This window comes from Type-F symbiont of Plautia stali (assembly GCF_059731105.1).
This window is the reverse complement of record NZ_AP035909.1, coordinates 3,331,615-3,350,592: the sequence shown is the minus strand read 5'-3', so window position 1 is coordinate 3,350,592 and position 18,978 is coordinate 3,331,615. Positions and strand designations below refer to the sequence as shown.

General features: G+C 56.1%; 17 protein-coding genes and 1 other RNA gene. 13 read left to right on the top strand and 5 right to left on the bottom strand.

Annotated features, from left to right (window positions below; genetic code table 11):
- Nucleotides 1-122: 122 nt before the first annotated feature.
- From speA to AC6I7A_RS15880, 3 genes are all read left to right on the top strand, one after another.
- On the top strand, nt 123-2,099 hold the full coding sequence (gene speA / locus AC6I7A_RS15890; RefSeq protein ID WP_058958124.1) for a biosynthetic arginine decarboxylase: 1,977 nt from the start codon (nt 123-125) through the stop codon (nt 2,097-2,099).
- Between the two features lie 168 nt (nt 2,100-2,267).
- Entirely contained in the window at nt 2,268-3,188 is a 921-nt protein-coding gene (gene speB, locus AC6I7A_RS15885) for an agmatinase (protein WP_009087129.1), read from the top strand.
- Nucleotides 3,189-3,380: 192 nt separating this feature from the next.
- A complete protein-coding gene (locus AC6I7A_RS15880) occupies nt 3,381-3,791 on the top strand; it encodes a YidB family protein (protein WP_009087128.1) in 411 nt (136 codons plus the stop codon).
- Between the two features lie 62 nt (nt 3,792-3,853).
- Here AC6I7A_RS15880 and loiP read toward each other — a convergent pair whose 3' ends face one another.
- Nucleotides 3,854-4,609 (bottom strand): metalloprotease LoiP, encoded by a 756-nt coding sequence (gene loiP, locus AC6I7A_RS15875; protein ID WP_058958125.1) that lies wholly within the window; start codon nt 4,607-4,609, stop codon nt 3,854-3,856.
- A 271-nt stretch (nt 4,610-4,880) separates the two neighbouring features.
- On the opposite strand from loiP, the gene tkt reads away from it, so the two are divergent.
- From tkt to AC6I7A_RS15840, 7 genes are all read left to right on the top strand, one after another.
- Nucleotides 4,881-6,875, top strand: coding sequence for a transketolase (gene tkt, locus AC6I7A_RS15870; RefSeq protein ID WP_009087124.1), 1,995 nt, complete (start codon nt 4,881-4,883; stop codon nt 6,873-6,875).
- A gap of 315 nt (nt 6,876-7,190) precedes the next feature.
- Nucleotides 7,191-8,210: an erythrose-4-phosphate dehydrogenase gene (gene epd, locus AC6I7A_RS15865; protein ID WP_009087123.1), complete on the top strand. Its 1,020-nt coding sequence runs from the start codon at nt 7,191-7,193 to the stop codon at nt 8,208-8,210.
- Between the two features lie 51 nt (nt 8,211-8,261).
- Nucleotides 8,262-9,425, top strand: coding sequence for a phosphoglycerate kinase (gene pgk, locus AC6I7A_RS15860; protein ID WP_009087121.1), 1,164 nt, complete (start codon nt 8,262-8,264; stop codon nt 9,423-9,425).
- Nucleotides 9,426-9,530: 105 nt separating this feature from the next.
- Nucleotides 9,531-10,610, top strand: a complete 1,080-nt coding sequence (fbaA, locus tag AC6I7A_RS15855; RefSeq protein WP_009087119.1) for a class II fructose-bisphosphate aldolase — start codon at nt 9,531-9,533, stop codon at nt 10,608-10,610.
- Between the two features lie 191 nt (nt 10,611-10,801).
- On the top strand, nt 10,802-11,698 hold the full coding sequence (mscS, locus tag AC6I7A_RS15850; RefSeq protein WP_009087117.1) for a small-conductance mechanosensitive channel MscS: 897 nt from the start codon (nt 10,802-10,804) through the stop codon (nt 11,696-11,698).
- A 123-nt stretch (nt 11,699-11,821) separates the two neighbouring features.
- On the top strand, nt 11,822-12,445 hold the full coding sequence (argO, locus tag AC6I7A_RS15845) for an arginine exporter ArgO (RefSeq protein WP_058958469.1): 624 nt from the start codon (nt 11,822-11,824) through the stop codon (nt 12,443-12,445).
- Between the two features lie 144 nt (nt 12,446-12,589).
- The gene (locus tag AC6I7A_RS15840) at nt 12,590-13,312 is read left to right on the top strand and encodes an oxidative stress defense protein (protein WP_009087113.1); all 723 of its coding nucleotides are present in this window, start codon (nt 12,590-12,592) and stop codon (nt 13,310-13,312) included.
- Nucleotides 13,313-13,578: 266 nt separating this feature from the next.
- Here the strand turns inward: AC6I7A_RS15840 and AC6I7A_RS15835 are convergent, their stop codons facing one another.
- Nucleotides 13,579-14,484, bottom strand: coding sequence for a LysR family transcriptional regulator ArgP (locus AC6I7A_RS15835; protein ID WP_009087111.1), 906 nt, complete (start codon nt 14,482-14,484; stop codon nt 13,579-13,581).
- A 182-nt stretch (nt 14,485-14,666) separates the two neighbouring features.
- Between AC6I7A_RS15835 and rpiA the strand changes: the two genes are divergently transcribed.
- Both rpiA and serA read left to right on the top strand, forming a co-directional pair.
- Nucleotides 14,667-15,326: a ribose-5-phosphate isomerase RpiA gene (gene rpiA / locus AC6I7A_RS15830; RefSeq protein ID WP_046102502.1), complete on the top strand. Its 660-nt coding sequence runs from the start codon at nt 14,667-14,669 to the stop codon at nt 15,324-15,326.
- Between the two features lie 279 nt (nt 15,327-15,605).
- A complete protein-coding gene (gene serA / locus AC6I7A_RS15825; protein WP_009087106.1) occupies nt 15,606-16,844 on the top strand; it encodes a phosphoglycerate dehydrogenase in 1,239 nt (412 codons plus the stop codon).
- Nucleotides 16,845-16,954: 110 nt separating this feature from the next.
- Here the strand turns inward: serA and AC6I7A_RS15820 are convergent, their stop codons facing one another.
- From AC6I7A_RS15820 to zapA, 3 genes are all read right to left on the bottom strand, one after another.
- Nucleotides 16,955-17,563 (bottom strand): 5-formyltetrahydrofolate cyclo-ligase, encoded by a 609-nt coding sequence (locus AC6I7A_RS15820; protein ID WP_140924980.1) that lies wholly within the window; start codon nt 17,561-17,563, stop codon nt 16,955-16,957.
- A gap of 77 nt (nt 17,564-17,640) precedes the next feature.
- Nucleotides 17,641-17,824, bottom strand: a non-coding RNA gene (ssrS, locus tag AC6I7A_RS15815) — 6S RNA.
- Between the two features lie 39 nt (nt 17,825-17,863).
- A complete protein-coding gene (gene zapA, locus AC6I7A_RS15810) occupies nt 17,864-18,193 on the bottom strand; it encodes a cell division protein ZapA (protein ID WP_009087102.1) in 330 nt (109 codons plus the stop codon).
- 170 nt (nt 18,194-18,363) lie between these two features.
- Here zapA and AC6I7A_RS15805 point away from each other — a divergent pair, with 170 nt between their 5' ends.
- On the top strand, nt 18,364-18,942 hold the full coding sequence (locus tag AC6I7A_RS15805; RefSeq protein WP_009087101.1) for a YecA/YgfB family protein: 579 nt from the start codon (nt 18,364-18,366) through the stop codon (nt 18,940-18,942).
- Nucleotides 18,943-18,978: the final 36 nt, after the last annotated feature.

Here is an 18,978-nt window from a genome sequence, read left to right as displayed (position 1 = left end):
AGCGTGCTGACGGCAACGTCAGGTGAACAGGACATGACGTTTAATGGGGTATCTGCGTTTCAGATTAGCGGCCATAAAGCCGGTTAACAGTTTCATCTTTCAACGGAAAATTGAGGTTCGCGATGTCTGACGACATGAAGAATATCAAAGGTTCGTCAGCTGGCGAACAGGGTGCACTCCGCTCCATGCAGGAGGTTGCAATGAACGATCAGGACGCGAGCAAAATGTTGCGGACGTACAACATCGCCTGGTGGGGCAACAACTATTACGACGTCAACGAACTGGGCCACATCAGTGTCTGCCCGGATCCGGATCGCCCGGATGTGCGCGTCGATTTAGCCCGGCTGGTGAAAGAGCGCGAAGCACAGGGCCAGCGTCTGCCCGCGCTGTTCTGCTTCCCGCAGATTCTGCAACATCGTCTGCGCTCTATTAACGGCGCGTTCAAACGTGCGCGTGAATCCTACGGCTATACCGGTGACTACTTCCTGGTTTACCCGATTAAAGTCAACCAGCATAAACGCGTCATTGAATCCCTGACCCAGTGCGGTGAACCGCTGGGCCTGGAGGCTGGCTCGAAAGCGGAGCTGATGGCGGTGCTGGCACATGCGGGTCAGACCCGCACGGTGATCGTCTGTAACGGTTATAAAGACCGGGAATATATTCGTCTGGCGCTGATTGGCGAGAAGATGGGCCACAAGGTCTATCTGGTGCTGGAGAAAATGACCGAAGTGCGGCTGGTGCTGGAAGAGGCGGAGCGTCTGAACGTGGTGCCGCGTCTGGGTATCCGTGCTCGCCTGGCGTCACAGGGCTCCGGCAAGTGGCAGTCGAGCGGCGGCGAAAAGTCGAAGTTTGGCCTGTCAGCGACGCAGGTGCTGAAGCTGGTTGAGATTATGCGCGAAGCGGGCCGCATCGACAGCCTGCAGCTGCTGCATTTCCATCTCGGTTCACAGATGTCCAATATCCGCGATATCGCCACCGGTGTGCGTGAGTCGGCGCGTTTCTATGTCGAACTGGCGAAGCTGGGCGTAAACATCAAATGTTTCGATGTCGGCGGCGGTCTGGGTGTCGATTATGAAGGCACGCGCTCGCAGTCTGACTGTTCGGTCAACTATGGCCTCAACGAGTACGCTAACAACGTGATCTGGGGCATCGGGGCCGCCTGTGATGAGCACGGCCTGGAGCACCCGACGGTGATCACCGAGTCCGGTCGCGCCGTGACCGCACACCATACGGTGCTGGTTTCTAACATCATCGGCGTGGAGCGCAACGAGTTCAGCGAACCTGAAACGCCGGATGCCGATGCGCCGCGCCCGATTCTCAGCATGTGGGAAACCTGGCAGGAGATGCACGAGCCGGATACCCGCCGTTCGCTGCGTGAGTGGCTGCACGACAGCCAGATGGATCTGTTCGATATCCACACTGGCTATTCCTCCGGCGCTTACGATCTTAAGCAGCGTTCATGGGCTGAGCAGCTCTATCTGAGCATCTGTCACTATATTCAGCAGCATCTCGATCCGAGCAACCGTGCGCATCGTCCGATCATCGACGAACTGCAGGAGCGAATGGCGGATAAGATCTACGTTAACTTCTCGCTGTTCCAGTCGATGCCGGATGCATGGGGTATCGATCAGCTCTTCCCGGTTCTGCCGCTGGAGGGGCTGAATAAGAAGCCGGAACGCCGCGCTGTGCTGCTCGACATCACCTGTGACTCTGACGGTACCATCGATCACTATGTGGATGGCGACGGTATCGCCACCACCATGCCGATGCCGGAATATGACCTGGATAACCCGCCGATGCTGGGCTTCTTCATGGTCGGGGCTTATCAGGAAATTCTGGGCAACATGCACAACCTGTTCGGTGACACCGAGGCGGTGGATGTCTACGCACGCGAAAATGGCGAAGTGGAAGTGCAGCTGTCGGATGAGGGTGACACCGTGGCAGACATGCTGCGCTATGTGCAGCTTGATCCTAACCAGCTGATGTCGCTGTTCCGCAATCAGGTGCAGGCGTCCGATCTCGACGAAGAGCTTCGTGCCCAGTTCCTGGAAGAGTTTGAGAGCGGCCTCTACGGATACACCTATTTAGAAGATGAGTAATCGCATCGTTCAGCCCGCAATCGTATATTGCAGTTGCCGCTGACTATGCCGATAATCTGACTCACTCAATCCCTTCCTCGTCGGGCCTAACGACGCGGAGGGGATTTTTTTCATCTATATCTTAATGGCTTGCGGGCCTGGCCCGACTTACGCATAGAGAGAGCAATTATGTATAACACGCTTGGCAATCAGTACGACAACTCCCTGGTCTCTAACGCCTTCGGCTTCATGCGCTTTCCGCTGAACTTCCAGCCTTATGACAGCGACGCAGAGTGGGTGATTACCGGTGTACCGTTTGATGCTGCCACCTCTGGTCGTCCGGGCAGCCGCCTGGGGCCGGGCGCCATCCGCCAGATCTCCACCAACCTGGCCTGGGAAGGCTGCCGCTGGCCGTGGGATTTCGATTTGCGTCAGCGTCTGAACGTTGTCGACTGCGGCGATCTGGTTTACGCCTTCGGTGACTCACAGGATCTCTCCGATAAATTACAGGCTCACGCCGAAAAACTGCTGGCCAGTGGCAAGCGCATGATGACCTTTGGCGGCGACCACTACGTGACGCTGCCGCTGCTGCGCGCGCATGCGAAACATTTCGGCAAGATGGCGCTGGTGCACTTTGATGCCCACACCGACACCTACTCCAACGGCCCGACGTTTGACCACGGCACCATGTTCTTTACCGCGCCGAAAGAGGGGCTGATCGATCCTCAGCACTCGGTGCAGATCGGTATCCGTACCGAATTTGACCGGAGCCTGGGCTTCAACGTGCTGGATGCGGCGCAGGTCAACGATCGCAGCGTTGACGATATCCTCGCTGAAGTAAAACGCACCGTCGGCGATCTGCCGGTCTATCTCACCTTCGATATCGACTGTCTGGACCCGGCTCATGCACCTGGCACCGGTACGCCGGTCATTGGCGGCCTGACCACCGATAAAGCCACCAAACTGATCCGTGGCCTGCAGGGCATGAACATCGTGGGTATGGATCTGGTGGAAGTGGCACCGGGCTATGACCATGCAGATTTAACCGCGCTGGCCGCGGCGACGCTGGCGCTGGATATGCTGCATGTTCAGGCGGCCAACAAGGGCTGATTTGCCGCACCCCTCTGATAAGTCTGCCGGGATAATCCGGCAGGCTTTGCTGCCGTCTCCCGCCATTCCCCCTCTGCGTTTTCCCCACGAATACCCTGTCTGACCGGCTGCTGGCTTCGGCCATGCGGTTCAGGCGCAACTGCACATCAGCAACTAAACTTAGTGACATCAATTTTCGACGTGGAGGCAACCATGGGCTTTCTTGATGAACTGGCGGGCTCACTGCAGGGCAGTCAGAGTGACGGGCATCTGCCCGGCCAGCTGCAGGCGGTGTGGCACTGGGTACAGGAGCAGGGCGGCATTGAAGTGCTGCTGCAAAAATTTCAGCAGGGCGGGCTGGGTGAAGTCTTTAGTTCGTGGATTGGCACCGGCAGCAATCAGCCGGTCGCGCACAGCGATATCCACTCGGCGTTTGGTCAGGCGGAACTGCAGTCACTGGCGGATAAGCTGGGAACCGACGTTAAGGGCGCAGCAGGCACGCTGGCGGTGATTCTGCCGCAGCTGATTGACAGGATGTCACCGCAGGGGCGCATGGATGAGGCGTCACTGCATGAGAATAAACTCGATTTAGGCTCAATGGTGGATCAGATATTTAAGCGCTGAATCAGCCAGAGCCGGAAGGTATCAGGCGCATCGCCCTGAAGGATGATGCGCCTGATTGTCTCTTATTTCGCGTCGGCAGCAATGCGATCGCGGATATGCTGAGCGCGCGCTTCTGAAGCCGGGTGGGAGTCAAACATCGAACTCTGACGGCCCTGTTCCAGCTTCGCCAGTTTCTCAAAGCTGGTGACCAGCCCCATCGGGTTAATGTTGCGCTTCTTCATCAGGTCATAGGAGTAGTCATCCGCCTGTGACTCCTGCGACTGGGAGAACTGCGCGTTGACCAGTTTCTCACCCAGTTCGCCCAGCTGCGACTGCGACAGCGAACCGATCACCCCGCCAACCGACGCGGCAGCCGTGCGGGCCGCAGTGGTGGCATACGCCAGCTGCATCGCTTTACGGGTGTGGCCCAGCGCAACGTGACCCATCTCATGGCCCAGTACCCCTTCGACTTCATTGTCGGTCATCATATCCATCAGTCCGCTGTAGACACGGATACAGCCATTTGCCATCGCCCAGGCGTTGACATCTTTCGTCTGGTAAACCTTGTAATTAGCCGGGACGCCATTGATGTTGTCGCCCAGCGCGGCGGCAATCTTGTTCAGACGCTGCTGATATTGGCTGTCAGCCGGCGCGATCTGATTCTCTTTGTCCATCTGCTCACAGGACTTATCGCTCAGCTGCTTAACCTGATCGTCGCTCAGCGTGTAAGCCTGATAGGCCTGAGCGCCTGACTGCATCAGCGCGTTATTGTCCAGCCCCTGACAGCCGCTCAGCAGCGTCGCCAGTCCAAGCGCTAATACCGTTTTCTGGATTTTCATGCTCTATCCCATTCATAACAAGGTAAGAAAAACAAACACCTGAAACCGTGCCAGGTGAATAAACGTTTTGGTTATAGCCTGCCAGTCTGCACTTTGCTAGCAGAGTTGGCCGGAAAAGCCATACGAAGCGGTGACATTTAGCGTTTTACAGCATGTACTTTTGCCCCGATTTTCATGTACATTGATGGGCAACTTTTTCCTTGTTTTGCCCGGTAACTCATTAATAACAATAAGTTAAGGCGCGAAGCATTAATCCGACCTGGAGTAGAAAATGCCCTCTCGTAAAGAGCTTGCCAACGCCATTCGTGCGTTAAGTATGGATGCAGTACAGAAAGCGAAATCGGGACATCCGGGTGCCCCAATGGGTATGGCGGACATCGCTGAAGTACTCTGGCGCGGTTACCTGAACCACAACCCGACCAACCCGCAGTGGGCTGACCGCGACCGTTTCGTGCTTTCCAACGGTCACGGCTCCATGCTGATCTATAGCCTGCTGCACCTAACCGGCTACGATCTGCCGATGAGCGAACTGGAAAACTTCCGCCAGCTGCACTCAAAAACTCCAGGTCACCCGGAATATGGCTACACCGCCGGCGTTGAAACCACCACCGGTCCGCTGGGGCAGGGCATCGCTAATGCGGTCGGCTTCGCTATCGCTGAGCGCACCCTGGCCGCGCAGTTCAACCGTCCGGGTCATGACATCGTAGACCACAATACCTATGTCTTCATGGGCGATGGCTGCATGATGGAAGGCATCTCGCACGAAGTCTGCTCACTGGCGGGTACGCTGAAGCTGGGCAAACTGGTGGCCTTCTATGATGACAACGGTATCTCTATCGACGGTCACATTGATGGCTGGTTCACCGATGACACCGCTAAGCGCTTTGAAGCTTACGGCTGGCACGTTGTGCGCGGCGTTGATGGTCACGATGCGGATGCGATTGCTAAAGCGATCGACGAAGCGAAGAGCGTCAGCGACAAGCCATCACTGCTGATGTGCAAAACCGTCATCGGCTTCGGTTCGCCGAACAAAGCGGGCACCCATGATTCACACGGCGCACCGCTGGGTGATGACGAAGTGGCGCTGACCCGTAAACAGCTGGGCTGGAACCACGCACCGTTCGTTATCCCGTCAGAGATCTACGCTGAGTGGGACGCGAAAGAAGCGGGTCAGGCGAAAGAGTCCGCCTGGGATGAGAAATTCGCGGCTTACGCGCAGGCTCACCCGGAACTGGCCGCTGAGTTTAAGCGTCGCATCAGCAATGAGCTGCCTGCTAACTGGCAGGAAGAGTCTCAGAAATTTGTTGAGCAGCTGCAGGCGAACCCGGCGAAGATCGCCAGCCGTAAAGCCTCACAGAATGCGATTGAAGCCTTCGGTAAAATTCTGCCGGAATACCTGGGCGGTTCAGCTGACCTGGCGCCGAGCAACCTGACTGTCTGGTCGGGCTCTAAGCCGATCAATGAAGATGCGGCAGGTAACTACATCCATTACGGCGTGCGTGAATTCGGTATGACCGCTATTGCTAATGGCCTGGCGCTGCACGGCGGCTTCCTGCCTTACACGGCCACCTTCCTGATGTTCGTTGAGTATGCGCGTAACGCTGCGCGTATGGCGGCACTGATGAAGATCCGTCAGATCATGGTCTACACCCACGACTCCATCGGTCTGGGCGAAGATGGCCCGACGCACCAGCCGGTTGAACAGATGGCCAGCCTGCGCACCACGCCAAACATGAGCCTGTGGCGTCCGTGTGACCAGGTTGAGTCTGCCGTGGCGTGGAAATACGCGATTGAACGTCAGGATGGCCCGACGGCACTGATCTTCTCCCGTCAGAACCTCGCGCAGCAAGCGCGTGACGCTGAGCAGCTGGCTAACGTGGCGCGCGGCGGCTATGTGCTGAAAGATTGCGACGGCACGCCTGAGCTGATCCTGATCGCCACCGGTTCAGAAGTTGAACTGGCTGTCGGTGCGTGGGACAAACTCACCAGCGAAGGTCGTAAGGTGCGTGTCGTCTCTATGCCTTCAACGGATGCCTTCGACAAGCAGAGCGATGCGTATCGCGAAGCCGTTCTGCCAAAAGCGGTCAGCGCGCGCGTGGCTATCGAAGCGGGCATCGCAGATTACTGGTTCAAATACACCGGTCTGAATGGGGCCATCGTCGGCATGACCAGCTTCGGCGAATCAGCGCCTGCGGATCAGCTGTTTGAACTGTTTGGCTTTACCGTCGACAACGTTGTGGCGAAAGCCAAAGCGCTGCTGGCGTAAAAACCGGTCAGGCGGGCCTGAACCCGCCTGGCGCTAAACGCAGAGGGACGACTTTTTCGTCCCTCTCGCTCTTTTATTCCTGCAGTAATAACCTGTTTTCGCCTCAATTTGTGACGCAGATCTAAATATAAGCAGTCAGATTGATCACAGTCATTCCCGTTATTCCTTCCTTCTATTATTGTAGCTGAACCGTTTCAGTCGCCAGGCAACTTGCCCTGGTTTCGGACAATGCCGGGTAAGAATCTCCTGTACAAAATGCAGTGAAACGCTCAGGCTAACGGCACGTTTTTTTCAGTCTGACGTGGCAGGAGAGAAATGACGGTACGGGTAGCAATAAATGGTTTTGGCCGGATTGGACGCAACGTTCTGCGCGCGTTATATGAAACGGGCCGGCGGGCGGAGATTACGGTGGTGGCGATCAACGAGCTGGCGGAAGCCACCGGGATGGCGCACCTGCTGAAATATGACACCAGCCATGGCCGTTTTGCTTTTGATGTGCGGCAGGAGCGCGATGTGATGTGGGTGGGGGGCGATACCCTGCGCATTCTGCACCGTGCAGAGATTGCCGATCTGCCGTGGCGTGAACTCGACGTTGATGTGGTACTGGACTGCACCGGCGTTTATGGTTCGCGCGCGGATGGCGAAGCGCATCTTCAGGCGGGTGCCAAAAAAGTGCTGTTCTCTCATCCCGGCGGAAACGATCTCGACGCGACCGTGGTGTATGGCGTTAATCAGCAGGATTTGAGCGCCAGCGACCGCATCGTCTCCAATGCCTCCTGTACCACCAACTGCATTATTCCGGTGATTAAACTGCTGGATGATGCGTTTGGCATCGAATCCGGCACCGTCACCACGATTCACTCGGCGATGCACGATCAGCAGGTGATCGACGCTTATCACAGCGATCTGCGCCGCACCCGAGCAGCCAGCCAGTCGATCATTCCGGTCGACACCCGGCTGGCGGCGGGCATCACCCGCATTTTTCCGAAATTCAACGATCGCTTTGAGGCGATAGCGGTTCGCGTCCCGACGATCAACGTGACGGCTATTGATCTCAGCGTTTCTGTTCGTCAGGCAGTGAAGGCGTGCGAGGTTAACACCCTGTTGCAAAGCGCGGCAGAGGGGGCATTTCGTGGTATAGTTGACTATACGGAATTACCGTTAGTCTCAGTAGATTTTAACCATGATCCGCACAGCGCCATTGTGGACGGAACGCAAACGCGGGTCAGCGGTCAACACCTTATCAAGACCCTGGTCTGGTGTGACAACGAATGGGGCTTTGCTAACCGAATGCTCGACACGACGTTAGCCATGGCCGCAAGCGGTTTCAGGTAAGACGCGGTTTGCGTCTGGCAAAACTTATGAGAATCAACGAGAGGGTTCACCATGTCTGTAATTAAGATGACCGATCTGGATCTGGCTGGCAAACGCGTGCTGATCCGTGCCGATCTCAACGTACCGGTTAAAGAAGGTAAAGTGACGTCTGATGCACGTATCCGTGCTTCTCTGCCCACCATTGAAGCGGCGTTGAAACAGGGCGCGAAAGTAATGGTTACCTCTCACCTGGGTCGTCCGACCGAAGGTGAATACAACGAAGAGTTCTCGCTGCTGCCGGTCGTGAACTACCTGAAAGAGAAGCTGAGCGGCACCAATGTGACCCTGGCAAAAGATTACCTCGACGGCGTGGAAGTGGGCGCTGGCGAACTGGTGGTGCTGGAAAACGTTCGCTTTAACAAAGGCGAGAAGAAAGACGACGAAGCGCTGTCTAAAAAATATGCTGCCCTGTGCGACGTCTTCGTGATGGACGCGTTTGGTACTGCACACCGCGCGCAGGCCTCTACTCACGGCGTCGGCAAATTTGCGCCTGTTGCCTGTGCCGGTCCGCTGCTCTCCGCTGAACTGGAAGCGCTGGGCAAGGTGATGACCAACCCTGAGCGTCCGCTGGTCGCTGTCGTAGGCGGTTCTAAAGTTTCAACCAAATTTGATGTGCTGCAGTCGCTGGTGAAAATCGCAGACACCGTGATTGTCGGCGGCGGCATCGCCAACACCTTCGTGGCTATCGACAATAAAGTCGGTAAATCCCTGTATGAGCCAGACTTCGTTGAAGCAGCGAAAGGCCTGCGCGATCAGCACGGTATTCCGGTTCCGACTGACTCACGTGTCGGCACGGAATTCTCTGAAACTGCACCAGCGACCGTGAAAAAGGTTTCGGAAGTGGCGGATAACGAAGAGATTATGGACTTCGGTGACGAAACCGCACAGGCGATGGCTGCCATCCTGAAGGATGCGAAAACCATCCTGTGGAACGGCCCGGTGGGCGTATTCGAGTTCCCTAACTTCCGTAAAGGCACCGAAATCGTGGCAAACGCCATTGCAGACAGTGAAGCGTTCTCTGTGGCTGGCGGCGGCGACACCTTAGCGGCGATCGACCTGTTCGGTATCGAAGACAAAATTTCCTACATCTCTACCGGTGGCGGCGCGTTCCTTGAGTTCGTGGAAGGCAAGAAACTGCCTGCCGTCGCCATGCTGGAAGAGCGTGCGAAGCAGTAAACCTTTGGGGGTGATGCCCTGCGGCATCGCCTGAAGTCTTGCCCGTCTGGGCGTTTAAATCGACGTTCCTTAAGGGGAACAACGGTCACGAAACAGGACACAATCATGTCTAAAATTTTTGATTTCGTAAAACCCGGCGTTGTCACTGGTGATGACGTACAGAAGATCTTCAAAGTCGCGAAAGAGAACAAATTCGCACTGCCAGCCGTAAACTGCGTCGGCACCGACTCTATCAATGCCGCATTGGAAGCTGCTGCGAAAGTTAAAGCACCAATCATCATTCAGTTCTCAAACGGTGGTGCGGCTTTCATCGCGGGTAAAGGTTTCAAGACTGACAAACCACAGGGCGCCGCTATTTTCGGTGCAATCTCGGGTGCACACCATGTTCACCTGATGGCTGAGCAGTATGGCGTGCCGGTAATTCTGCACACTGACCACTGTGCCAAGAAACTGCTGCCGTGGATCGACGGTCTGCTGGACGCGGGTGAAGAGTACTACCAGAAAAACGGTAAACCGCTGTTCTCTTCTCACATGATCGACCTGTCAGAAGAGTCTCTGGAAGAGAACATCGAAATCAGCAGCAAATACCTGGCGCGCATGGCGAAACTCGACATGACCCTGGAGATTGAACTGGGCTGCACCGGCGGTGAAGAAGATGGCGTTGATAACAGCCACATGGACGCATCCGCACTCTACACCCAGCCAGAAGATGTGAACTACGCGTACGAAAAACTGCATGCGATCAGCCCGCGCTTCACCATTGCGGCGTCATTCGGTAACGTTCACGGCGTGTACAAGCCAGGCAACGTGAAACTGACCCCGACCATTCTGCGTGATTCGCAGAAGTTTGTGTGTGAAAAACATGGCCTGCCGCACAACGCGCTGGACTTCGTTTTCCACGGCGGTTCAGGTTCTTCAGCAGCAGAGATCGAAGAGTCTATCAGCTACGGCGTGATCAAGATGAACATCGATACCGATACCCAGTGGGCAACCTGGGATGGCATTCTGCAGTACTACAAAAAGAACGAAGGCTATCTGCAGTCGCAGCTGGGTAACCCGGAAGGCGACGACAAGCCAAACAAAAAATACTACGACCCACGCGTCTGGCTGCGTTCTGCCCAGGCGTCTATGGTGGTCCGTCTGGAGCAGGCTTTCAAAGAGCTTAACGCTGTCGACGTACTGTAACACCCAAGTGGTTACCGTATAAAAAAGGCCCGAAAGGGCCTTTTTTTTGCCTTTTTTTCAGCAGATTTATGTCAAAGGTCATGCAGGTTTGGCACACCGGCATTTATTGTTTACCCTTTTGTCAGGGATTGTCAGAGCGGTTCTGACAATGTGGTCTCATTCCCTTTGGGATTTAATTACAGGATGGTTACATGCAGGATACGGGCATGATCGATGAAATCAACAACGCGGGAAACTGGATTATACGAAATCAGGAACTCCTGATTAGCTATGCGGTAAACATCGTCGCCGCGATTGCGATTATCGTGGTAGGGCTGATGATTGCGCGCATCATCGCCAATGCGGTCAATCGTCTGCTGCGCGCGCGTCACATTGATACCACGGTCGCTGACTTCCTGTCTGCGCTGGTACGCTATGGCATTATCGCGTTCACGCTTATCGCCGCGCTGGGGCGTATCGGCGTCCAGACCACCTCGGTCATTGCTATTCTGGGTGCAGCCGGTCTGGCTGTAGGCCTGGCATTAAAAGATTCCCTGTCAAACCTCGCGGCGGGTGTGCTGCTGGTGATTTTCCGCCACTTCCGGGCCGGTGAGTTTGTCGATCTGGGCGGCATCATGGGGACGGTCATGAACGTACAGATCTTCTCTACGACCCTCAAATCGGCTGACGGCAAGCTGGTGGTGGTGCCTAACGGTAAAATCATCACCGGTAACATCGTTAACTTCTCGCGCGAGCCGGTACGCCGCAATGAATTTATCATTGGCGTCTCTTACGATGCGGATGTTGATCAGGTGCTGACGCTGCTGCGCGAAGTGGTGGATGCTGATAGCCGTGTTCTGCAGGAGAAAGGCGTGCAGGTGGGTCTGAATGAGCTGGCGGCCTCCTCAATGAACTTTGTGGTGCGCTGCTGGAGCAACAGCGGAGACCTGCAGGATGTTTACTGGGATCTGCTGAAGAACTTTAAGCGTGCGCTGGATGGAAAAGGGATTGGCATTCCTTATCCTCAGATGGATGTGCATCTGCACCGTGTTAAAAAGCCGGAGACCGCCGCGCCAGAGACAATCGCGCCACAGGCCCAGCCGGAGTAATCGTTTATGGGCGACCCCGGTCGCCCATTCATTTTGCTAATCGCAGATTAATTCTTTCAATTTCCGCTAATCATCGCCCCCTCTTATACTGCTTCACATCTGACGATGTGAGGACATAATTCTGTGATATCTCTCTACTTTCAGGGGCTTGCCCTGGGTGCCGCACTGATTCTGCCGCTGGGTCCGCAGAACGCCTTTGTCATGAATCAGGGGGTAAAGCGGCAGTACCATCTGATGACAGCGGCGCTCTGCTCGCTGAGCGATATTTTGCTGATTTGCGGCGGTATTTTCGGCGGAAGTGCACTCCTGAGTCACTCTCCGCTGCTGCTGGGGGCAATCACCTGGGCGGGCGTGGCCTTTCTGCTCTGGTACGGCTGGGGCGCACTGCGTCACGCCTTTCGCGGCGATGTCGATCTGGCAGAGGGGACGTCGCGCAGGCAGAGCAGGGGACGGATCGTGGCGACGCTGCTGGCGGTGACCTGGCTCAACCCGCACGTCTATCTTGATACCTTTGTGGTGCTGGGCAGCCTTGGCGGTCAGTTGCCGACCACCGCGGCGCGTCAGTGGTTCGCGCTGGGAACCATCAGCGCCTCTGTCCTGTGGTTTTTTGGCCTGGCCCTGCTGGCCGCGTGGCTCTCACCGCGTCTGCGCACCGCGACGGCACAGCGCATCATTAACCTGCTGGTCGGCGCAGTGATGTGGTTTATTGCCCTGCAACTGGCGCGCCAGGGTATCGCCGCTTTCTGAACAGAACGCGAATAGCCTGCGGTTATTGCCGCACCGCTGGCGAACTTTTGCCATAATGACCACTCAAAGCATGGCGCATACCGATGCGCTGCTGGGCTTCGCCGGTTAGAAGCCGTCATAGTGACCTTTTCAAGGAGGACTTTCATGAAACTGAAAGCATTGGCTCTGGCCGCAATCATGAGCGCCGGAGCACTGCCTGGCGTACACGCTGATGAGTTACCAAATGGGCCGCACGTGGTGACCTCAGGCAAGGCAACAGTCGATGCCCGTCCCGATATCGCCACGCTCTCTATCGTGGTGAATGTCTCATCCAAAGATGCCGCCGATGCGAAAAAGCAGGCGGACAGCCGGGTTGCACAATATTTCGATTTTCTGCAGAAAAACGGCATTGAGAAGAAAGATATCGATGCGGCTAACCTGAGTACCCAGCCAGAGTACGATTACACCAAAGAGGGTAAATCCGTCCTGAAAGGCTATCGCGCGGTGCGTCAGGTTCAGGTCACTCTGCGTCAGCTGGACAAGCTGAACGATCTGCTGGATGGCGCACTGAAATCGGGTCTGAACGAGGTGCGCAGCGTCGAGTTAGGCGTAGCAAACCCGGAGAGCTACAAAGAGCAGGCACGTAAAGCGGCGATTAAGAATGCGACTCAGCAGGCCTCACAGCTGGCTGAAGGCTTTAACGCGAAGCTGGGCCCGATCTACAGCATCCGCTATCAGGTCGCTAACTATCAGCCGATGCCGATGAACCGCATGTATAAAGCGGCGGCAGCCGCCGATACCTCAGCCCAGGAAACCTACGATCAGCAGAGCATTAACTTTGACGATCAGGTCGATGTGGTGTTTGAACTCAAGCCCAACGCGCCATAATGCAAAACGGGGCTGATGTCCCGTTTGAAATTGTTGACAAAACCTGGCCCGGTTCGCTGTGAGACGGTGCCTGCACAGGAAACAGGGTCAGATCGGAAAGTCGCTAAGGCCAATCCCTGGCCGCTCGGCCCGCACCCATCCCTGGCGCGGGACGCTTTCCTCTTCTGACCCTGCTCCCTGCGCGTTTAACTTTTCTGTTGTTGTAAGAGTCTTCTTTATCCCGATTTGTCAGCAACAAAAACGGGGCTTTCGCCCCGTTTTTGTTTTCAGGCTGCCACGTCATCCTGACGCAGCACCCGATGTCCATGCGCTATCAGCGCATCGGTGACCCGACGCATCAGACGGCTCTCCGGCGCAAAACGATGCCAGTAGAGCATCCGGCGCTGATACAGGCCAGGCGTCAAATCGATTAACTCCCCGCTTGCCAGCTCGCGCTCAATCTGCAGATGCGGAATCATACAGCAGGTCGATCCCTGTCGCGCCATCTGCACAAAGGCTTCCGATGAGTTGACGATGTGGCAGGGCACGCTCCCGGGTGAGAGGTCGAAATTCTGCTGCAGAAAGGCCTGATGCATATCATCAAGGTGGTCGAACGCGACCGCAGGCGCCTTCAGCAGGGCAGAGCGGGTCACCCCGTTGGGGAAGAAGCGATCGGCAAAGTCGCGCGACGCCACAAACAGATAGTCGAGCGCGCCGAGCTGGTCCACCAGGCAGCTGGGCAGCGGCTGCGGCTGAATACTGACCGCGCCCACCACCTCACCGCGGCGCAGACGCTCCTGGGTGCGGGTTTCATCTTCCACCTGCAGATTCAGGCGCACGGGCGAGTCGGCCAGCACATCTTTCAGGGCGGGCAGCAGCCAGGTCGCCAGACTGTCGGCGTTGACCGCCAGCGACAGCAGCAGCGGCGTGGTTCCACTGTTCTCATCACCCAGCCACTCCTCTTCCAGCAACTCGACCTGATGCAGTAATGCGAGCAGTTTCTGGCCCTGTTCGGTCGGACGCGGCGGCACGGTGCGCACCAGCAGCGGCTGACCAAACAGGTTCTCCAGCTGCTTGATACGCTGAGACACCGCCGACTGGGTGATGCAGAGTTTCTGTGCGGCTCGCTCAAATCCGCGTTCGCGGATCACTGAATCCAGCGCCTGAAGCGTTCGATAATCCGGGCGTTTCATTATTCTTCTCTCTCCTTCAGGGTGGACGTCACTATGCCACAAAAGTGCCGCCTGTGATGGCTCACCTGTTTTTTGTGGGCTGGCTTCCAAAGCGTTAAATCCGCGTCGGTCAGCCGAGCATTTTCAGCCAGCCTTGTTTTATACTACGCGCACTTCGTTGTCGCACAGGTTTTAAACATACCATGACCCAGGATGAACTGAAAAAAGCCGTTGGCTGGGCTGCACTTGAGTACGTGCAGCCGGGGACGGTTGTTGGCGTAGGCACCGGATCCACCGCTGCCCACTTTATCGATGCGCTTGCCACAGTCAGGCATCAGATCGAAGGTGCCGTCTCCAGCTCGGATGCCTCGACCCTGAAACTGAAAAGCCTGGGCATTCCGGTGTTTGACCTGAACGAGATCGATCTGCTGTCGGTTTACGTCGATGGTGCGGATGAGATCAACCCGCAGATGCAGATGATCAAAGGCGGTGGCGCGGCGCTGACGCGTGAAAAGATCGTGGCCGCGGTGGCGCAGACCTTTATCTGTATCGCCGACGCCTCTAAAGAGGTCGATGTGCTGGGCCGCTTCCCGCTGCCGATCGAGGTGATCCCGATGGCGCGCAGTTACGTTGCGCGTGAGCTGGTTAAAATGGGCGGCCTGCCGGAGTATCGCCAGAATGTCATCACCGATAACGGCAACATCATTCTCGACGTGCATAATCTGACTATTCTCGATCCGATTGCGCTGGAAAAGAGCATCAACGCTTTGCCTGGCGTGGTCACCGTGGGCCTGTTTGCCGCACGCGGCGCCGATATTGCGCTGATAGGCGGTCCGGATGGCGTGAAAACCATCAAAAAATGATCTGTCCGGCGTCGATACGGCGCCGCTTATTTCTGCCTGCAAATCATCTTTTCTCGCCCGAGTGAAATTTGGTGACTTATGTCACATAACCGTTATCCGCAACGGTTTCATTCTCTGTTCAACCCTGACCCCGTGATTTTGTCTGGCATTGTGGTGCTGCCAGCCGTTGCCGTGCTGGCTCCCGGGCAATCGTTTGTATTGCCCGACGCGATTTTTTTGATATTTTGACAGAAGGCTGGCTTATGGTACTCCTCATTGAATGCTGAATAGGATCGGGAAATGGCAAAGGTATCACTGGATAAAGATAAGATTAAGTTCCTGCTGGTGGAGGGTGTGCATCAGAGCGCGCTGGACAACCTGCGGGCTGCAGGCTACACCAACATCGAATTTCACAAGGGCGCGCTGGACGCTGACGCATTAAAAGCCTCCATCCGTGATGCGCACTTCATTGGTATCCGTTCCCGCTCCCAGCTCACTGAAGAGATTTTTGCGGCGGCTGAAAAGCTGGTCGCTGTCGGCTGTTTCTGTATCGGTACCAACCAGGTTGACCTGCAGGCCGCCGCCAGCCGCGGGATTCCGGTCTTCAATGCGCCATTCTCCAATACCCGCTCGGTCGCTGAACTGGTGATTGGTGAGATGCTGCTGATGCTGCGTGGCATCCCGGAAGCGAACGCCAAAGCGCACCGTGGTATCTGGAACAAGAATGCCAAAGGCTCATTCGAAGCGCGTGGGAAAAAACTCGGCATCATCGGTTACGGCCATATCGGGATGCAGCTGGGCGTGCTGGCAGAGAGCCTGGGCATGCACGTTTTCTTCTACGACATTGAAAACAAGCTGCCGCTGGGTAACGCCACTCAGGTTCGCCATCTGGCGGAACTGCTCAACATGAGCGACGTTGTGAGCCTGCACGTACCGGAAACCGTGTCGACACAGGATATGATCGGGGCGGAGCAGCTGGCGCAGATGAAGCCTGGCGCGCTGCTGATTAACGCCTCTCGCGGCACGGTTGTGGATATCCCGGCGCTGTGCGAGGCACTGGCCAGCAAGCATGTGGGAGGCGCGGCCATCGACGTCTTCCCGGTCGAGCCAGCCACCAACAGCGATCCCTTTATCTCTCCGCTGAGTGAGTTCGACAACGTGATCCTGACGCCGCACATTGGCGGATCGACAGAAGAAGCGCAGGAGAACATCGGTATTGAAGTTGCGGGCAAGCTGGCGAAATACTCCGACAACGGTTCCACCCTGTCGGCGGTCAACTTCCCGGAAGTTTCACTGCCGATCCACGGCATCAGCGCCAGCCGTCTGCTGCACATCCACGAGAACCGTCCGGGCGTGCTGACGGCGATCAACCAGATTTTCGCCGAGCAGGGCATTAACATCGCCGCTCAGTATCTGCAGACGTCGCCATTTATGGGCTATGTGGTCATCGATATCGATGCTGAGCCGGAAGTGGCTGAGAAAGCTCTGCAGCTGATGAAGGCTATTCCGGGGACTATCCGCGCGCGTTTACTTTACTAAGCGCTACCCGTCTGGAGAGGCGCTTAATCGCGTCTCTTCAGGTTTCATTGCAGACAGATGCGCCCGGACAGGGGATTAAGCCATCTGAAAGTGTCGTAATATCACTTTCTCTACTCCCACTGCCACAGCTTTGACGGCGTCATTACGGCCGGCAAAGGCACATCCCATTCTGCCACCGGCAGGCTGTCAACCTGCTGACAATCGTGGGCCAGACCCACGGGCAAAAAGCCGTGCTGCCGCCAGTTCTGCAGCGTGCGATCGTAGAAGCCTCCGCCCATCCCCAGACGCTGACCGGCGTGATCAAACGCCACCAGCGGCACCATCATCAGATCCAGCTGATCCAGGGTGATTAACTGCCGGATATCCAGCGGCGGTTCGGGAATACGCAGCTTATTGGTCTGCAAGGGGGTATCGGGCGAATAGCGCAGAAACAGTAAATTACCGGGAGAGAAGGGGTGCAAAACCGGCAGACAGACCGTTTTTTTCAGATGCCACAACCGGGCAATCAGCGGACGGGTATTGAGCTCCCCATCCACTGACAGAAACAGCGCAATGTTTTGTGCGGCAGTAAGCGGGGCGTAGTTCAGGGCCAGCTCCGCAAGCTGTTCGGCCGCCTGGGCCTGCTGCTCGTCCGTCAGCGCCCGGCGCAGATGACGCACCTGCTGGCGAATTTCCTGACGCTGTAACATGGAAGGTGCAGAGATGGAAGGTTCAGACATGATTTCCCCGCCGGATAAGTCGCTGTTCAGCGACTATAACATGTCGGTCGGGGGAAAAAAGCAGGAGTGCTGAAAGGGAGATCTCCGAGATGCCGCCGTAGGCTGTAACCCTTGAACCCTTGGTTCAAGGTGAACATGCCGTCGTAACCATCAGGCTTCTCGGACGGACCGAGCATGCACACAGGTTACAGAGCGTCACATTCTGTTTTTTCGAAATATCGGCTCAGGGGACTGGCCCACTTGCAAACATCTCAGAGAAAATTTACCTCACCGTTACTGTAGCACAGCAACCATGAAGTTTTATTCGAACTTCGCATCCTGGCGGTCGGTTATGCGACCCTGCTCAACTAACGCCTGCTCAATCGTCTGCTGCAGCATACGGATACGCTGTTCCATATTAGCAGCATAATCGCGCGTTTTCACTTTCTCTTGCGCCAGTTCATGGCAGACGTTTAACGCGGCGATGAACACCAGTTGCTCTGTATTTGTGACTCTAGTGCGAACTTTTAAATCTTGCAACCGCTGATTGAGATCGTCAGCCGCACTATTGAGCGCATCTTGCTGCTCTGGCGGACAATTCACTCTTAACGAACGACCAAAAATTTGTAAATCTACCGGTTGTGCAGACATGCCACCTTCCTGACTGATTACTTCGCTCGCAACTCCCTTAGCAGTCAATGGCTTGGGAGGCGGGCAACTATATAGACCCACGAAATAAGATACAACCCCTTTTCTGGAAACCTTGAGGCAGCTAGTGGTAGCATAACACGAACTTATTCTGCCAACGACGATGAAAACTTATGTCCTTACAGAACGCAACCCCCGATTACAACGCGCTTGCGGCGGTGCTCTCACAGCAGGGTGTTGGAATGACGCCCGCAGAAATGCACGGCCTGCTGAGTGGGATCCTCTGCGGCGGTAACCAGGACACCAGCTGGAAGACGCTGGTCCACGATCTGGCTAACGAAGGCATGGCGTTTTCTCACTCTCTCGCAGTGCCACTGACAGAACTGCACGCGCACACGGCGACCACGCTGGAAGATGAAGGCTTTCTGTTTCAGCTGCTGCTGCCCGCTGATGATGACATCACCGTCTTTGACCGTGCCGATGCGCTGGCGGGCTGGGTGAACCATTTTCTGCTCGGCCTGGGCGTAACACAGCCTAAACTGGATAAGGTCACCGGTGAAACCGGCGAAGCCATTGATGACCTGCGCACCATCGCTCAGCTCGGTTATGAAGAGGATGAAGACCAGGAGGAGCTGGAGCAGTCGCTGGAAGAGGTGATTGAGTATGTGCGCGTGGCAGCCCTGCTGTGTCATGACACCTTTACCCGCCCACAGCCCACTGCGCCAGAAGTGCAAAAGCCGACGCTGCATTAAGTCAGGCGTTTCAGGTCAACGAGTTTAACCGGTCAG

What these genes read in the sequence shown, in the direction of transcription:
- speB (WP_009087129.1), top strand. Translation starts at nt 2,268, where the DNA reads ATGTATAACACGCTTGGCAATCAGTACGACAACTCCCTGGTCTCTAAC.
- speA (WP_058958124.1), top strand. Translation starts at nt 123, where the DNA reads ATGTCTGACGACATGAAGAATATCAAAGGTTCGTCAGCTGGCGAACAG.
- pgk (WP_009087121.1), top strand. Translation starts at nt 8,262, where the DNA reads ATGTCTGTAATTAAGATGACCGATCTGGATCTGGCTGGCAAACGCGTG.
- AC6I7A_RS15880 (WP_009087128.1), top strand. Translation starts at nt 3,381, where the DNA reads ATGGGCTTTCTTGATGAACTGGCGGGCTCACTGCAGGGCAGTCAGAGT.
- rpiA (WP_046102502.1), top strand. Translation starts at nt 14,667, where the DNA reads ATGACCCAGGATGAACTGAAAAAAGCCGTTGGCTGGGCTGCACTTGAG.
- AC6I7A_RS15840 (WP_009087113.1), top strand. Translation starts at nt 12,590, where the DNA reads ATGAAACTGAAAGCATTGGCTCTGGCCGCAATCATGAGCGCCGGAGCA.
- serA (WP_009087106.1), top strand. Translation starts at nt 15,606, where the DNA reads ATGGCAAAGGTATCACTGGATAAAGATAAGATTAAGTTCCTGCTGGTG.
- zapA (WP_009087102.1), bottom strand. Translation starts at nt 18,193, where the DNA reads ATGTCTGCACAACCGGTAGATTTACAAATTTTTGGTCGTTCGTTAAGA.
- AC6I7A_RS15805 (WP_009087101.1), top strand. Translation starts at nt 18,364, where the DNA reads ATGTCCTTACAGAACGCAACCCCCGATTACAACGCGCTTGCGGCGGTG.
- epd (WP_009087123.1), top strand. Translation starts at nt 7,191, where the DNA reads ATGACGGTACGGGTAGCAATAAATGGTTTTGGCCGGATTGGACGCAAC.
- mscS (WP_009087117.1), top strand. Translation starts at nt 10,802, where the DNA reads ATGCAGGATACGGGCATGATCGATGAAATCAACAACGCGGGAAACTGG.
- tkt (WP_009087124.1), top strand. Translation starts at nt 4,881, where the DNA reads ATGCCCTCTCGTAAAGAGCTTGCCAACGCCATTCGTGCGTTAAGTATG.
- AC6I7A_RS15820 (WP_140924980.1), bottom strand. Translation starts at nt 17,563, where the DNA reads ATGTCTGAACCTTCCATCTCTGCACCTTCCATGTTACAGCGTCAGGAA.
- AC6I7A_RS15835 (WP_009087111.1), bottom strand. Translation starts at nt 14,484, where the DNA reads ATGAAACGCCCGGATTATCGAACGCTTCAGGCGCTGGATTCAGTGATC.
- fbaA (WP_009087119.1), top strand. Translation starts at nt 9,531, where the DNA reads ATGTCTAAAATTTTTGATTTCGTAAAACCCGGCGTTGTCACTGGTGAT.
- loiP (WP_058958125.1), bottom strand. Translation starts at nt 4,609, where the DNA reads ATGAAAATCCAGAAAACGGTATTAGCGCTTGGACTGGCGACGCTGCTG.